At 47.7% G+C, this 14124-nt stretch carries 19 protein-coding genes and 1 tRNA gene; 13 read left to right on the forward strand and 7 right to left on the reverse strand.

What is annotated here, in order from left to right; genetic code table 11:
- Positions 1-149: 149 nt before the first annotated feature.
- A complete protein-coding gene (locus H6F90_RS26710; protein WP_190434253.1) occupies positions 150-446 on the reverse strand; it encodes a DUF3493 domain-containing protein in 297 nt (98 codons plus the stop codon).
- Positions 447-562: 116 nt separating this feature from the next.
- Between H6F90_RS26710 and H6F90_RS26715 the strand changes: the two genes are divergently transcribed.
- The 9 genes from H6F90_RS26715 (at position 563) to H6F90_RS26755 (ending at position 8343) form a co-directional block, all read left to right on the forward strand.
- Positions 563-634: transfer RNA gene (locus tag H6F90_RS26715), tRNA-Thr, on the forward strand.
- Positions 635-952: 318 nt separating this feature from the next.
- Positions 953-1183 (forward strand): hypothetical protein, encoded by a 231-nt coding sequence (locus tag H6F90_RS26720; protein WP_190555056.1) that lies wholly within the window; start codon positions 953-955, stop codon positions 1181-1183.
- 166 nt (positions 1184-1349) lie between these two features.
- Positions 1350-1628: a hypothetical protein gene (locus H6F90_RS26725; RefSeq protein ID WP_190555057.1), complete on the forward strand. Its 279-nt coding sequence runs from the start codon at positions 1350-1352 to the stop codon at positions 1626-1628.
- A gap of 111 nt (positions 1629-1739) precedes the next feature.
- The gene (locus H6F90_RS26730) at positions 1740-1904 is read left to right on the forward strand and encodes a hypothetical protein (protein WP_190555058.1); all 165 of its coding nucleotides are present in this window, start codon (positions 1740-1742) and stop codon (positions 1902-1904) included.
- Between the two features lie 450 nt (positions 1905-2354).
- Positions 2355-3128, forward strand: coding sequence for an ABC transporter permease (locus tag H6F90_RS26735; protein ID WP_190555059.1), 774 nt, complete (start codon positions 2355-2357; stop codon positions 3126-3128).
- A gap of 5 nt (positions 3129-3133) precedes the next feature.
- On the forward strand, positions 3134-4075 hold the full coding sequence (locus H6F90_RS26740) for an ATP-binding cassette domain-containing protein (protein ID WP_190555060.1): 942 nt from the start codon (positions 3134-3136) through the stop codon (positions 4073-4075).
- 222 nt (positions 4076-4297) lie between these two features.
- Complete coding sequence (locus H6F90_RS26745) at positions 4298-6133, forward strand: ATP-binding protein (RefSeq protein ID WP_242024643.1); 1836 nt, start codon at positions 4298-4300, stop codon at positions 6131-6133.
- Between the two features lie 92 nt (positions 6134-6225).
- The gene (locus tag H6F90_RS26750) at positions 6226-7800 is read left to right on the forward strand and encodes a bifunctional UDP-sugar hydrolase/5'-nucleotidase (RefSeq protein WP_199296201.1); all 1575 of its coding nucleotides are present in this window, start codon (positions 6226-6228) and stop codon (positions 7798-7800) included.
- 48 nt (positions 7801-7848) lie between these two features.
- Positions 7849-8343: an ureidoglycolate lyase gene (locus H6F90_RS26755; protein ID WP_190555061.1), complete on the forward strand. Its 495-nt coding sequence runs from the start codon at positions 7849-7851 to the stop codon at positions 8341-8343.
- On the opposite strand, the gene H6F90_RS26760 is transcribed toward H6F90_RS26755, so the two are convergent.
- Positions 8340-8897, reverse strand: a complete 558-nt coding sequence (locus tag H6F90_RS26760) for a GNAT family N-acetyltransferase (protein WP_190555062.1) — start codon at positions 8895-8897, stop codon at positions 8340-8342. The genes H6F90_RS26755 and H6F90_RS26760 overlap by 4 nt on opposite strands.
- Before the next feature lie 112 nt (positions 8898-9009).
- Between H6F90_RS26760 and H6F90_RS26765 the strand changes: the two genes are divergently transcribed.
- A complete protein-coding gene (locus tag H6F90_RS26765; protein WP_190555063.1) occupies positions 9010-9696 on the forward strand; it encodes an HAD family phosphatase in 687 nt (228 codons plus the stop codon).
- Between the two features lie 304 nt (positions 9697-10000).
- On the opposite strand, the gene H6F90_RS26770 is transcribed toward H6F90_RS26765, so the two are convergent.
- Positions 10001-10372 (reverse strand): hypothetical protein, encoded by a 372-nt coding sequence (locus H6F90_RS26770; protein ID WP_190555064.1) that lies wholly within the window; start codon positions 10370-10372, stop codon positions 10001-10003.
- A 222-nt stretch (positions 10373-10594) separates the two neighbouring features.
- On the opposite strand from H6F90_RS26770, the gene H6F90_RS26775 reads away from it, so the two are divergent.
- Positions 10595-11125 carry an orange carotenoid protein N-terminal domain-containing protein gene (locus tag H6F90_RS26775; RefSeq protein WP_190555065.1) on the forward strand — a complete coding sequence of 177 codons (531 nt, stop codon included), beginning with the start codon at positions 10595-10597 and terminating at the stop codon, positions 11123-11125.
- Between the two features lie 60 nt (positions 11126-11185).
- On the opposite strand, the gene H6F90_RS26780 is transcribed toward H6F90_RS26775, so the two are convergent.
- Together H6F90_RS26780 and H6F90_RS26785 are read right to left on the reverse strand one after the other, a co-directional pair.
- On the reverse strand, positions 11186-11491 hold the full coding sequence (locus tag H6F90_RS26780) for a ferredoxin (protein ID WP_190555066.1): 306 nt from the start codon (positions 11489-11491) through the stop codon (positions 11186-11188).
- A 65-nt stretch (positions 11492-11556) separates the two neighbouring features.
- Positions 11557-11925, reverse strand: coding sequence for a cyclic nucleotide-binding domain-containing protein (locus H6F90_RS26785; RefSeq protein WP_190434277.1), 369 nt, complete (start codon positions 11923-11925; stop codon positions 11557-11559).
- Positions 11926-12327: 402 nt separating this feature from the next.
- Here H6F90_RS26785 and H6F90_RS26790 point away from each other — a divergent pair, with 402 nt between their 5' ends.
- Positions 12328-12585 (forward strand): type II toxin-antitoxin system ParD family antitoxin, encoded by a 258-nt coding sequence (locus tag H6F90_RS26790; RefSeq protein ID WP_190434279.1) that lies wholly within the window; start codon positions 12328-12330, stop codon positions 12583-12585.
- A gap of 84 nt (positions 12586-12669) precedes the next feature.
- On the opposite strand, the gene H6F90_RS26795 is transcribed toward H6F90_RS26790, so the two are convergent.
- Positions 12670-13344, reverse strand: coding sequence for a histidine phosphatase family protein (locus H6F90_RS26795; protein WP_370588102.1), 675 nt, complete (start codon positions 13342-13344; stop codon positions 12670-12672).
- Between the two features lie 180 nt (positions 13345-13524).
- Between H6F90_RS26795 and H6F90_RS26800 the strand changes: the two genes are divergently transcribed.
- Positions 13525-13719 (forward strand): hypothetical protein, encoded by a 195-nt coding sequence (locus H6F90_RS26800; RefSeq protein ID WP_190434281.1) that lies wholly within the window; start codon positions 13525-13527, stop codon positions 13717-13719.
- 83 nt (positions 13720-13802) lie between these two features.
- On the opposite strand, the gene H6F90_RS26805 is transcribed toward H6F90_RS26800, so the two are convergent.
- Positions 13803-14060 carry a hypothetical protein gene (locus H6F90_RS26805; protein WP_190555067.1) on the reverse strand — a complete coding sequence of 86 codons (258 nt, stop codon included), beginning with the start codon at positions 14058-14060 and terminating at the stop codon, positions 13803-13805.
- Between the last annotated feature and the right edge of the window lie 64 nt (positions 14061-14124).

Raw genomic sequence — 14124 nt, forward strand, 5'->3', positions numbered from 1 at the left:
TTCTTTGTATTTCTGTTGTTCAGGATTTGTGAACTTTAATTAATGAAAAACTCATAGAATTTGCATTCTTTCAAGGCTCAGACAAGAAATCTGTAGTCTGCTGAAAGTAGACTTTGACAATTGAAAATTTCAAACCCTTCACTAGCGACTCAGGGTTTTCGGCTAGCTCTTTGCTCTAGGCGGAATAACCCAACCATGAGGGCAATGACAACAAGCTGAACGGCTAAGTTGGGTAAAGCTGCCTCTATATCTCGTCCCGCCAGAATTTGTAGGAAGAAGATAAAGGCTCCGATCGCGCCAGAAGCTCCAAAAGTAACGTAAATAAACTGTCTGACCCCTCGGTAGGGTGTTTTGAGTTCCGCTCTCAAGCGAGCATATTTCTCGGGACTCAGTTTCCGAGGATTACTATTCTGGTTACTGCGCTTTTCAGAAGCGGGTTCTCTCATGGTTTTTGTCTGACACAACCAGATTTAATCTTGACACGGTTGGAATCATGTCTGCTTGGGAGTAAAGTAAGCTATACAGGTCTACGTTGAACCTGCTAGAATAATAAACTGTTCATGCCGATGTGGCTCAGTGGTAGAGCACTCGATTCGTAATCGAGCGGTCGCGGGTTCAAATCCCGCCATCGGCTTTTGTAGTGTACGTTCGCATCCATACGACAGTAGAACGGAGCGCTTAATATTTAGCGATCGCCGCAACTTAGCACCAACACAGTTCCTTAGCTAGTAGGATACTGAGCTGTATCTGCTAACACCTTCAATGAACATTGCTCTGAGTTCATGAGAGGGTTGGGACGGAAATTCCGAATATGTAGTGTTGAGGATTTACGGCCTTTGGGTATAGATCTTTACGGACTGATTCTTTTTCTTACATACTGAAACGTAATTCATAGCAATACTGACCAGTTTGCTAATTTGAGTGTGTAGTCCCGTGTTGAGTGATCGCCACTATGTTGCTAGATGCGGATGATTCCAGTGAAGGAATTAGCAGGTTAGAGCTAGAGCGCTTTTGGGGTAAAGAGTTGACAGGGCTAACGATCGCCCAGCGCAAAGTCGTGATCGAGCTTTACCGAAAGTCTAAGTACCCAGTAGTTTCGGCGATCGAAATTGAAGCACAAATGAATCAAGCTTCGTCCTCTCAGCCTGAGCCAATTGAGGCAGTCGTCTCAAAGCTGGCCTAACTCCTCATCCTTCCCGGTAAGCGCTTGCAGAGATGCAACCTATAAGTAAATACGACAGCAGACCCAAGAAAAAATAATCTCTGCCTAAGAATTATTTGTGTTTTAGAGTACAGCCCATTTAAAAACTTTAAACAAAGATAAATATTAAGTGTTTTTCGGGTGACTCATGCTGCCTCTAGTCCTTTCTCATGAGCTAGTGCATCCCTTTAAGTTTTGGTATCACGACGAACTTCACGACGGAATGTGTTCGGGGAAAGAGTTATATCAACTAGTGGAAAAATTTGGAGCTGATGGCCGACAAAAAGCCTTTGGTTTAGCAGTGCGTTTAGCAGAGCAGGGTAACCAAGTTAGTGTGACTTGTATGCGGGCTGAATACTGCGTGTGGATTAGCCTCAGAAGTGCCAGACCACAGACCCAGAGAACTCAACTTGCCGTAGCAGCTTAGTTTAACGACTTAAATAAGCTGGTTCCTCTCAGGAAGGTGTAACCAACGTTAGAGGCTATGACTGATTGAGCTGTTTAGGCTGAAGAGAGTAGCTTGATGACGGACCTAACGATGCGAAGAAACTCTATAACCACGGTTTTGGTGTTGGGCTTGTTGTTGGTAACTTTATTTGCTCCGTTTTCGGCCTTAGCTTTATTAATGTTGTTTATCTTTGTCTCTGTCGTAGGGTCGATGGTCTGGACCCTAGTGAGAACTTTGGTGCAAGGAGACGCCTAAGCGATCGCCCTGTCTAAAAACTCGCCTTACCTGCAAGCTTTAAACCTATGGAATCATGTCAGCTCAGTGCTTACCAGTTATGAGTCTGGTAGTGCAGGGGTAGATTTTTTGCTGTTTCGCTTCAGCACAGCAACTAGGTTCTATCGGACTGAACGAACAATATTGGGCGGTTTTCGTCTCAAGTCGTAGAGCCAGGAGATTGCAGAGGTGCCCTGCTCGAATGTAAACTTTTGTCTAGGGCCTTGGTGTCTGTTACGACAGTTGCACTACAGATCTAGCGATCGCTCATTTACTTCTGCCTTGGGTTGAATTCTGAATTAATTGACTGCTTGTGAGGAGCATTCTGTCCTTAAACTTTGACTCGCTTCAGGGTTGCAAACGACAGAGTGAACGAAGGCTGTTGGACTAAAGCGATCAGCTCAGAACTTTCTTGGAAATAGTTGATTATTCATGAAGTATTGGCGGGAAACACTGGCAGTTGCCCAGCGGATTGTGCTGGAACTGGTGCGGCGACAACGCAGCTTAATTTGCTGGAGCATCTTTCCAGTCTCAATTTTGCTGATCAACGGTTTAATCTTGGCGGAACGCACCCAGCTCTCCAATGCTCAGGCATTCGAAGCCGCTGCCCCTTTAACTTTGGTGGGAGCTGCGTTATTTTTTAGCTGCTTAGGCGGAAGCATTGCTACTGTCGTTGCCGAGCGAGAGCAACAAACTCTTAAGCGTTTGGCTATTTCTCCCCTCAGCGGCACTTCCTATTTTTTAGGAATTTTCTTGGCTTACAGTTTAATTGGCCTTGGTCAGACTCTGTTGGTCTATTTTGTGGCAGCTTTTGCGGGCGCTCAGTTTCAAGGGTCGCTCTGGTTGGGTGGGCTAATTATTCTGCTCAGCATTATGACTTATGTTGGGGGTGGGTTCTGCCTAGGGACTCAGTTTGCCCGCCGCACCGAAGATGTGAATGCCCTTGTGTCTGCCTTTGGCGTGCCTTTGCTAATTCTGGGCGGTGCCTTTATCCCCATTAGTTTTTTCCCAGAAATATTGCTAGATATCGCCCAATTCAATCCGATTTACCACATGAATGAGGCGCTGTTTGGAGTAGCAGCGGATGGCAAGGGTTTAGAGGCGATCGCCCCTCACTTTCGCGTGTTAGTGGCTTGTGCGGGAGTCATGGTGGCTGGGGGGTGGCTCTCCTACCGACGCATGTTGCAGATGGAAAGGAGACTGTAACGTCAGTGTTGCAAATTGACAACCTCACCAAACAATACGGTCAGCGGCAGGTGCTACAGGGTTTGAGCCTGCATATCCGACCGGGAGAAATTTACGGCTTGCTTGGTCCTAACGGAGCAGGCAAAACCACAACGATCAATATTCTGTGCAACTTGCTCAGAGCCGACAGCGGGACGATTCGGGTTAGTGGTCATCTAGTTTCGGAAGCCACGAAGCCATTGATTGGCGTGGCTCCGCAAGAGAGTTTGCTGTACAAAAGCTTAACTTGCGAGGAAAACCTCAAGTTCTTTGCTCAGATCTATGGCTTGTCAGGCAAAATGCGATCGCAACGAGTGCAGCATTGTTTGGCAGCAGTAGGACTCGCTGATCGCGCCAAAAGCCCCGCAGAAACTTTGAGCGGTGGAATGCAACGGCGGTTGAGTATGGCGATCGCTTTAGTTCACCAACCTAAATTAGTTGTACTAGACGAACCTACTACTGGGCTAGATATTGAAGCTCGCTACGAAATTTGGGATTTGATTCGGCAGTTGCAAACGCAAGGGATTACAGTGCTACTGACGACACATCTGCTCGATGAAGCAGAGCGTCTTTGTCAGCGCATCGGTATTCTGAAGCAAGGCCGTTTGTTGGCTGAAGGCAGCTTAAGCGAGCTACGGCAACTGATTCCAGCGCAAGAGATTGTGTTGGTACAAACTCCAGAAGAGGAGTTGGCGATCGCACGAGCCGCACAACTCGGTTTTACCAAGCGTCGTTATGGTCGAGACTTGGCTTTCTGGTTGCCGCAAGCGCTAGAGCTAAAAGAAATTTTGGCCCACTTTGATGGCATTCCCCTCGACTCGATCGCCCGTCAGCCAGTGCGTTTAGAGCATATTTATGTGGAAGTGACGCAAAACCAAGGACAAGGATTGCCTGAAGTGCCACAACCCAATCTATTAATTCAAGCCTAAGCGGCTCAAATGCGATCGCGCTCAGCCTTTCATGGACTAGAGGGGGCACGAAACTGCCTCAAGATTTCCGTTTAATCACTCACCTGACGGAAAAACTAAGGTATGTAAAATTAAGGGGAGCTAAGCCAGTCCCCCCTTGAACTTGATACGTTTGAACTGACTAGCGCATCAGCTCAGTTCCAGACACCTATCCTTTCAGACCTCTGGCTATAAGCACAACCTATGAACTCTGAGCTTGACCCTAAATCGTCTCAGTTGGCAGCCCAGCCTCAAACTTCACCGCCGATGGTGAAGCAGGGATGGCTTAGAAAAGTGAGTAGGCGTCTGAGCATTGGCCAAAAAATTAGCTACGGATATGCGATCGCGTTGGGGGTCGCAGTAATCGGGACTACCGCTGGTTTTGTCGTTGGCGATCGTTTCCAGCATGCTGCTTTAGAACGTCACAATCGGGCCGAAGAAGAAGTTCGGCTGCTCCACCGCCTGCAAGCCAGTATCCTTCAAGCTCGGACTCACCAACAGCAATTAATCCCTTTAACCGAAGATTTGTCTGCACTGCGGGATGAATATGAGCACTTTCTGGTTCACGCGGCTGAAATCAAGCGGCTTTGGGCTAGTGTAACAACTCATGCTCAGCAGCTCGAATATCAAGCGGATGGCCATCAAGAAGGAATTCCAGAACTATTAGAAACTTATCAAGGAGTCCCAGAGGCTTATTTTCAACAAGCCAATCAGCTGCTAGAACCAACGACTCAGGCCAATGTCTCGTCAGCTCAGCTTCAAGCTTTGCAGCAACAGCTTTTGAGCTTTACTAATAGCGCGATCGCCCTACGGTTTGATGGAGTCTCCGACGACTTGGTGGACATCATCAACACCTCTTATGAAGAAGCAAGTCAAGCGAAAGCGACTCTGCTTTCCTGGGAAACTATTCGCATTCAGATTATTGCTGCCAGCATCCTTCTGTCTAGTTTGATTGGGGGTCTGCTGGCCTTCTATACCAGTCGGGCGATTACTAAGCCCATTAAGTGGGTGACCACAGTAGCACAGCGGACGGTCCAAACCTCTAACTTCGACCTCCAAGCTCCCGTTACCACTGAGGATGAAATTGGCATTCTCGCAGCTTCCTTCAATCAACTCACACAAAGAGTAAAAATGCTGTTGGAAGAACAGCAGGCAGCGGCATTGCAACAGCAGCAAATGCAAGAGACGCAACTGATCCAGAGTGAAAAGATGTCAAGCTTGGGCCGTATGGTGGCGGGGGTAGCCCATGAGATTAACAATCCGGTTAACTTTATCTATGGCAACTTAGAGCACGCCAACACTTATGTAGATGATCTGCTGGCACTAATCGACACCTATCGACGTGAAGTACCGCAGCCGCCTTCAGCCGTGCAAGCTCAGACCGAAGAGATTGACTTAGAGTTTTTGCAAGAAGATCTGCCCAAGCTGCTGCAATCGATGAAGATGGGGTCTGACCGAGTGCGGCAAATCGTCCTGAGCCTGAAAAACTTTTCTCGCTTGGATGAGTCAGAAGTGCATGCGGTGGATCTGCACGCCTGTCTGGACAGCACGCTATTGATCTTGGGTAGCCGCATCAAAAAGGGAATTACCGTCACGCGCAACTACGGAGCAGTGCCCAACATTGAAGGTTACAGCGGCCTCCTCTACCAAGTATTCATGAATCTGCTGAGTAATGCGATCGATGCTTTGGAAGAGCAAACTGACACAAATAGCCCCAAACAGCTCATCATTACAACAGAGCAACCTGACCCCAATTGGGTCGTCATTCGCTTTCAAGATAACGGCTCTGGTATCGACGCTGACACCCAACATAAAATCTTTGAGGCCTTCTTTACGACTAAGCCGCGTGGCGTAGGCACCGGGCTAGGACTCTCGATCAGCCGCCAAATTGTGGAAGAAAAACATCACGGCCAGTTGACCTGTTGTTCGGAGATGGAACAGGGGACAACCTTTGTGATCACGTTACCTGTAAAGCCCAGTAATTCTTTACCTAAGACGACAGCAAAAAGCGATCGCCCCAAACCCGCATTCTTAACTTAAAACCTCAAATTAGTCCTCAAACTAAAAATTCATGTAGCCTAAATTTGAACAACTGCGCTGAGTTACTAGCCAGTTCCCAGCAGTTTGTGGCCATGAATGAGATGAGACCTATGCAGCAACGATGGAAATGGTACGGCTTGGCTTTGCAACTATTAGCTCTGAGCCTCACTCGTCCTGTCTGGGCAGAAACAGTTAACCTTACCTTGCTGCATCTCAACGATGTCTATGAGATCACGCCAGTTGAAGGAGGGAAGCGAGGGGGCTTAGCGAGAGTAGCGGCTTTGCGCCAGCAGCTATTGCGCCAGAACCGTAATACTTACACCGTTTTAGCAGGTGATTTCTTCAGCCCTTCTGCCTTGGGTACCGCTAAAGTCAATGGGCAACGCTTGGCAGGGCAGCAAATGGTAGCCGTGTTGAATGTGATGGGTTTGGACTACGCTACCTTCGGCAACCACGAGTTCGACTTGTCCGAGGAGTTGTTTCGGCAGCGATTGCGAGAGTCGAAGTTTCGTTGGTTTTCGGGTAACGTTACCGACGCATCAGGTAAGGCCTTTCCCGGTGTAGCTCAATCCCAGATTCTGACGGCAAAAGGCAAGCAAGGAGAGGTCGTCCAAGTTGGCTTAATCGGGGTGACTCTGGATAGTAACCAGAAAAACTACGTGCGTTATCGAGACGCGATCGCCTCAGCTCAGGAGCAAGTCAAAGCCATGCAAGGCAAAACGGATGTGATGGTGGCGCTGACCCACCTCTCCCTGGAACAAGACCAACAACTCGCCGCTACGATTCCTGAGATCGACTTAATTTTGGGTGGGCACGAACACGAAAATATGCAACAGTGGCGAGTCGTCGGTGAAACTAATAAAGCTCGGAAATGCAACGCAGGTTTAACACCGATCTTTAAGGCAGATGCCAATGCCCGCACCGTTTACATTCATGATTTGCAATACGACACCCAAACGCGCTGTCTACGAATTAACTCTCGTTTGCAGCCCATCACAGATGCCATGCCAGAGGATGCCCGCACCGCGAAAGTGGTGCAGCAATGGGTCGATCGCGCCTTTGCAGGATTTCGGGCCGATGGATTTAACCCAGAGCAGGCGATCGCAACTACTCGTGAAACTTTAGATGGGCTGGAATCCAGTGTTCGCAACTCTCCGACTAACCTGACGAAACTTGTGGCTCAGGCGATGCTGCGGGAAGTGGAGGGAGCTGAATTGGCAATTTTTAATGGTGGCTCGATTCGTATTGACGATCGCATTCCCGCAGGGCCGATCACGCAATACGATGTGATCCGGATTCTGCCGTTTGGCGGTAAGGTGCTATCGATCGAGATGAAGGGTGAAGTTCTTCAGCGTGCTCTCACTCAAGGACGAGATAATCGAGGAGCGGGCGGTTACTTGCAAACTGCGAATGTAGATTGGAACGCCAATACAAATCGTTGGTTGATTCAAGGTCAGCCTCTGCAACCAAATCGGATGTACCGTGTTGCTATTAATGACTTTTTAATGACGGGTCAAGAAAGCAATTTAGGCTTTTTGACGTTCCAATCGCCTGACATCAAGCTAGTAGAAGAGAAACAAGACATTCGTTTTGCAGTGATTAACCAACTCCAAGCTCAGCAGGGTGCCGCTACAAAACCACAGTTCCCCGTTGCAAGACCCCAGTAGGCATAAGTGCGATCGCTCCGTAGCTTAGGAAAACATCAAAGTTCGGTCATGAGGACATGTATTTTGGAACGATTACCCGCGCAGCCGATTACGCCAGAAAACTTTCAACCTTACGGCCAAGTGATTGCTGCCAGTACGGATGGGAAGCTGTTTGACTCGGAGGATGCCCAACTGGTGCTCGATCGCGGTACGCCTCGCTTCTACATCATGCGGCTGCACAGCAAAGGTCGGAAGTTTCACAACATCACTCGCCACGTTCAATGCACCCAATGTTTGGGGTCGCTCGAAGGGAAGGAATGGTTACTGGCTGTAGCGCCCCCTTCTCCAAGTTCGCAGCCTGACCTAGATAAGATTGCTGCGTTCCAAATCCCCGGTAACTGCTTCATCAAGCTTAACCTCGGCACCTGGCACGCTGGCCCCTATTTCGACGCTGATTTTGTGGATTTCTACAACCTGGAACTGAGCGACACCAACCTCAACGATCACGAAACTTGCAACTTGCTGGAGGCTTATGGGGTGGAGTTTGCGATCGCTACTCCTTAACCAGCGAATCTAAGCCGATAGAACGAATCATCTGGCTGATAATCTGCTCGGTTGAGTGAGTAGTAAGCCACCTCAAGATTGTAATAGTGAGCTTGTTTTTCATATTTCAGCCCTGCTTTTTGCATCACTCGTTGCGAGGCAAGGTTGGTTGGTAAAGCAATAGAGACAATGCGCTGAAGTTGCAGTGTCTCAAAACCAAAGCGCACACTAGCTCTGGCGGCTTCTGTCGTAAGTCCTTTGTTCCAGTAATCGTGGGCGATCGCGTAAGCCAGCTCTACTTCGGGCGTGTTTTGCAACCACTGCAATCCGCAATGCCCAATCAGTTCTCTATGTTGCTTCTCCACCATTGCCCACAGCCCAAAGCCATGATGTTGCCAGTGGTCTATAAAGTTGGTCAAAACAGCTTGACCCCGCTCCCAAGTCAGGGGCTGAGACGAAGGCAGCGTTTTCATCACGTACGGATTGGCAGTAATTTGCCGATGGTGAGCTTCCAAGTCGGCGATCGCTAGGAGTCGAAGCTGTAGCCGCTCCGTTTCAATTTCGTATCCCGTCATGACGTGGCAGAACTTTCTGAAGTGTTGAAAAGGTAAAGCTTTGTTTCGGTATCCTACAAGGGAAGCAGATTAGTTTTCTTCCTTTGCTCGATGTCCCTTAACTCCTCATATCATGCTGGCAGCAATTTTATTTGACTTGGATGGCACCCTCACCAACACCGATCCCATTCACTTCCGAGCTTGGCAAGAACACCTCAGCGAACACGGAATAGAGATTGACGAGACGTTTTACAAAACCCAGATTAGCGGCAAGACCAACCCCGTGATTATTGGAGAGATTTTGCCAAATTTGTCTGTGGAGGCAGGGCAACAACTTGCGGATGCTAAAGAATTACGCTTCCGGGAATTAGCGACACAAGAAATTACAGCTATGGCAGGGCTGACCCAAATTCTAGATTGGGCGCAGCAACAGCAGTTACCTTTAGCCGTTGTAACGAATGCCCCACCCGAAAATGCCTACTTCATGCTGGAAACTCTGAAATTAAATGCTCATTTCCAGACAGTGGTGATCTCGGATGAAATTGGTGTGGGAAAACCAGATCCTGCCCCCTACAACATTGCCTTGGAGCGGCTAGGGGTGTCTCCAGAAGCCGCGATCGCCTTTGAAGATTCCCCCTCAGGGATTCGCTCAGCAGTCGCAGCAGGAATTCCTACCGTTGGCATTGCTTCCACCCACAATCCCCAAGTGCTTTACGATTTAGGCGCGATGCTAGTGATTCCCGATTTTACTGATGAACAACTCTGGGCCTTACTAAAATCTCCGGGCAAAGTTGATGAAACGAAATTATTAGTAAATTAGTGATTCATCAGCGATCGCTCGAACTAATCAACAACTCCTCATCTCACTAAAAACTGCTGTTCTTAAATACAAAAAAGCTGGAATTACACTTATAAATTCCAGCCTACAAATATTGGGTTTAGTTTAGTTATAGAGGATTAGCTTAGAGTTAGATAGGGGGTAAGTATAACCTTCTTAAGAAAAGAAGCTTTTTGTTTCGCTGGCACCAATCCAAAAGATTTTTAGTTATGGATTAATCTATGTGAACTGGCGGTTAAATCAGCGGTGAACAGCACTCAGGCTGAGCAATCTTGAAGTTTTCGACTTATTGACCAGGCTGCCCTTTTTCAAAAGCTTTTTGGATCAAATCGTGGCTGTCGCCAGTATTAGCTGCGTCAGGACGTAAGTCTTGAGCCATTGCCCGGAAGTCACTGGGATCGCCTGTAGGTTCTGCTTCAAACTTGGTTTCTTCTGCTGCATGAAGTTCGTGTTCGGGTGCAGTAGCTGCTGCTGCCGCTTCTGCGCCTTGGCTGCTGCGATCAACGTCGCTGACGCTATATTCTTTAGAAGCTTCGTAGTCAGCATCTATGTTTACTTTAGGAGCTTTTTGTTCACCCGCAGAAATCTCTTCTGTCGCTTGTAGAGCATCAAAATTTTGACCTTCACCTGGGGTTAAATCGGTAGTTGCGTCAGCCATATTGAACTCCTAACTTTCGTTTTTTAACTTCATGCCCTGACTTTAACAAAGCTGGCTCTGCTTTCCTCAACCCCCCAGGATAGATTCCCAACCTCCCCCTGTGGAGAGATTCGCCAAAGCAAGTTAAGTAATCGAAACTCTCCCTCCTGAGGGGCGATCGCGCTCCAAAAATTGTGATAACTCTAACCTGGAGTAACTTAATATTCTCTAGGAGAAAAGTTTATGACTTCTGACCATGAAAGCGGTAGATCCCAACTTCTAAATGAAGATACTACAAAAGCAGTTGAAGCATTTAACAAGCTCGGGACAGATGAGAAATTAGCTTATTTCTACTACGTTTACGAGAAGATGGGTGAGTCAATTACCCCCGCGGCTCCAGCTGCAACAGAGCCAAATTTAGCCCCTAAATTAATGGGTGATTTTTACGAATTATCTGATGACGAACAACTGGCAATTATGCGCCAGATTGTGAATCGTGAAGACACCGAATATTCACGGGCTTATGGCTCTTTAAAGGAAAATAATCAACTAATGGTTTGGTTTGCTTGGGCGCAAGCAATGGGCGAAACAGTAGTTGATTTGCCAGGAGACTACAACGCGGCTGAAGGCATCAACAACCTACTTTCTCAAACCGAACACCTAGGTTTTGAGCATCAAATTTCCATGTTCCGAGAAATTGCTGCCAACATGGGCTATACCGATGTTCAGCCGATTCCGACTCAAGCTGAAACGGGCAAGACTTCTAGCTTCTAGACTGGAGCTAGGATTGCAATAAGTTGTAGAGACGTGCCGATCGCGTCTCTATTATTTTGGCTATTTTGACTGTTTTGGCTGATCAGCTGGATGAAACTTGCGATAAAGCATGCCCTTCACGGGGTTTCCCTGCTTTAAGTGGCGTTCGGCGATCGCACCTACTTCATCAGGCTGCACCCGACAATACCAGACTTCCTCTGGCAACACGAGCATCATGGGGCCATTGCCACATTGTCCCAAGCAACTACTGGCTTCAACTTGTACGTCAGAAGTAGCTTGGGTTTGCAAAGCTGCTAAAACTCTTGTCGCGCCTTGCTTTTGACAACTTTTGTTTTGACAAACGAGAACACGTCTAGGAACTGACAAGCACCTACACTCAAAACTGCTTCTCTATCCTAGACTCCTGATTAGGTGAAGTAGATTCAGCTTGCTTAAAGTAGCTGCAACAAACGGCTGAGTCTCTCGGAGTAGCTTTTCATCACTTCTAGGGCAAAGATGGGAGTTTCTTGGACGGCGAAGAGAAACCGCTTTTGATCCAGAAACGCTAGTTGGCAATCGGTTTCGGCCACAGCCGTATAATTTCTGGTTTTTGCACCAATCAACGCGCCAACTCCGAACACTTCACCTCGCTCCAACGTTTCTACCACTCGGTTATTGATCACTAAGCCAACCGTCCCTGAAAGAATGCCATACATTAATTCAGCGGGTTGCCCGGTTTCAAAGATGACTTGATCAGTTGAGAAGTGCTGTGGCTCTGGCTGCCTTTGGAAGATGCTGAGGGTTGTAACTGGGTCTAACATGACTCGGCAATTCCAATAAGTTAAAAGTGGTGTTTTTCGGGAGGGAATTAAAGACTGGGTTCGCTCCAGCAAGATGAAACCAGCTTTAGACGCTCGAATTCTACTGTTTTGGGTCCAGCGACGCGGGATTCTAAAGAATAATTTCTAGATTAACGGGCGATCGCGCCTAGATCGAAGTGCATACAGAAAACCCAATACTAATTAGCTTTAACTCAAGAGTAGTAGGGTTTATGGCTGTCTTTAGGTAAAGTCTAGTTGTATCGCAATCCCTCTTAAGAGGTAGGAAGTACAACCCCAAGACAGAGGAAGTATAACCATGAGTCAGAAAAAATAAGGCAGTATTGATGGCTTTAATCAGTTTTGCCACAACTCTGATGGCGATGCACATGGAGGCAATGGCTAATGTCTACTCTGAATATTTCGCTACCTGAAGCAGTTCACCAATTTGTTGAGGAGCAAGTTACTTTTGGCGGCTACGATACGAGCAGCGAGTACATCCAGCACTTAATTCACCAAGATCAAGAACGAGTTAACAAAAGACAGTTAGAAACGTTGTTAACCGAAACCTTAGAGAGTGATGAATTAGGCTACATGACTGACGAATGGTGGCAAGAAAAACGCACTCAGATTTTGCAAAAACTCCGCTCTGAGCAGAAGTAATCTAGCAGTACGGCGATCGCTAGTCACGCAATATAGGCTGAAGTTGTTTGGTACAGCTTCGCCCAAATAAGCTTTTGTTCTACCTTAGGTGCCGGGGAGCGATCGCAATTCTTCACTTAAATGGGTGCGATCGGCTAAGGCTTTGAGTAGTGGTCCATGTGCACCAAACTCGACGATGCTCACAGAGCCCACTGGACAGCCCAAACGGTAGCGGAAACGGCCCACATCAATACCCAACAAAGCACAAAGAGTAATCCGAATTGTGGCTTTGTGCGCCACGATCAAGACATTACCGTCATTAAACCGTTCTTTGATTTCTTCGATGACTTGTAAGGCTCGGGTCGCGATCGCCACCGCTGGTTCTCCTTCCGTGGGTGGGTACCAAGCAGGGTCAGCAGACCATCGCAAGTAATCATCATGAAATTTCTGGCTCACAGTGGCCACCGTATTGCCTTCCCACTTGCCATAGTTAATTTCTTTCAGCCCATCTCGCAATTCTGGTTGCAAGCCTGTCGCCTCACAAAGCGGCTTTACGGTGGCGATCGTCCGCTTCATGGGGCTAGAAAAAATTGCTGTCCAGGGTATGGCTTTATAGGCGACAGCAAAGGCCTGAGCCATTGCCAAACCGTCGGGGGTGAGTTCAGGGTCGATCACGCCACAAAAGAGGTTTTCGCGGCTGCAAGTGGTTTGGCCGTGGCGGAGAAAGTAAAGCGTGAGGCTCAAGGTTGTCAGCTCCAATACAGGGGTGCAAATCACCATTGCCAGTGTAGACAATCTTGACTGACAACCCGCCAATTTCGTAAGTCCTTTAGGACTGGTGTATCACCAGCAAGCCAGAGAAAATTCTAACGATAGGAACAACTGCGTAAAGACACCGTCTTTTGATCAAGAATTCATTTCAACCCTATCTTTCTACCAGTAAATTTACAGGGTGTCCTCATGCTGCTGATTCGTGAAATTGTCCAACAGGCTTTCACATCCGGTTGTTTGACAGTTGAAGCAGAAGAGCAACTCCGGAAGTTATTGGCCAAAAAGTACGATGCCCAAGACTTACGGGCTTTCATGAAACTGCAACAGGCCACCATGTCCGGTGTGGTCAAGCAAGAGTCTCGCGAGTTGCTGTATTCGCGCTAATCTACCGATTTCCTCTGTTCTCCCCAGGCGATCGCTCTTTGTAAAGAAGAAAAGAAGCGATCGCTTTTTTCTGTCTCAGTTTGCTACCACTTGAGGAACGCAGCTTCTGATCCGTGTTCGCGGCGAACTCTACCATCTTCCTCAAACCAGGCAATCACTTGCTCTGGGGTCAATTCTTCGATCGCCACTCCTGCATCTTGGGCAATGTGTTTCAGCAACTGTAGAGAAGAAATGGTGAGGCGAGTCAAGAATTTTTCATGAGACGACAGCAACGCCGCATCTACAGCAGCAGATTCTTCCAAGCTAAGAAACTGGGTCGTAGGTTGTTGGGGTTGAGTCATAGTCAACAATTAATCATGGCAGTTTGCAGTGGACAGTTTGCAGCGACATTAAAGGCGATCGCTA

The sequence above is a fragment of the Trichocoleus sp. FACHB-591 genome, from assembly GCF_014695845.1.
Classification (GTDB): Bacteria; Cyanobacteriota; Cyanobacteriia; order FACHB-46; family FACHB-46; genus Trichocoleus.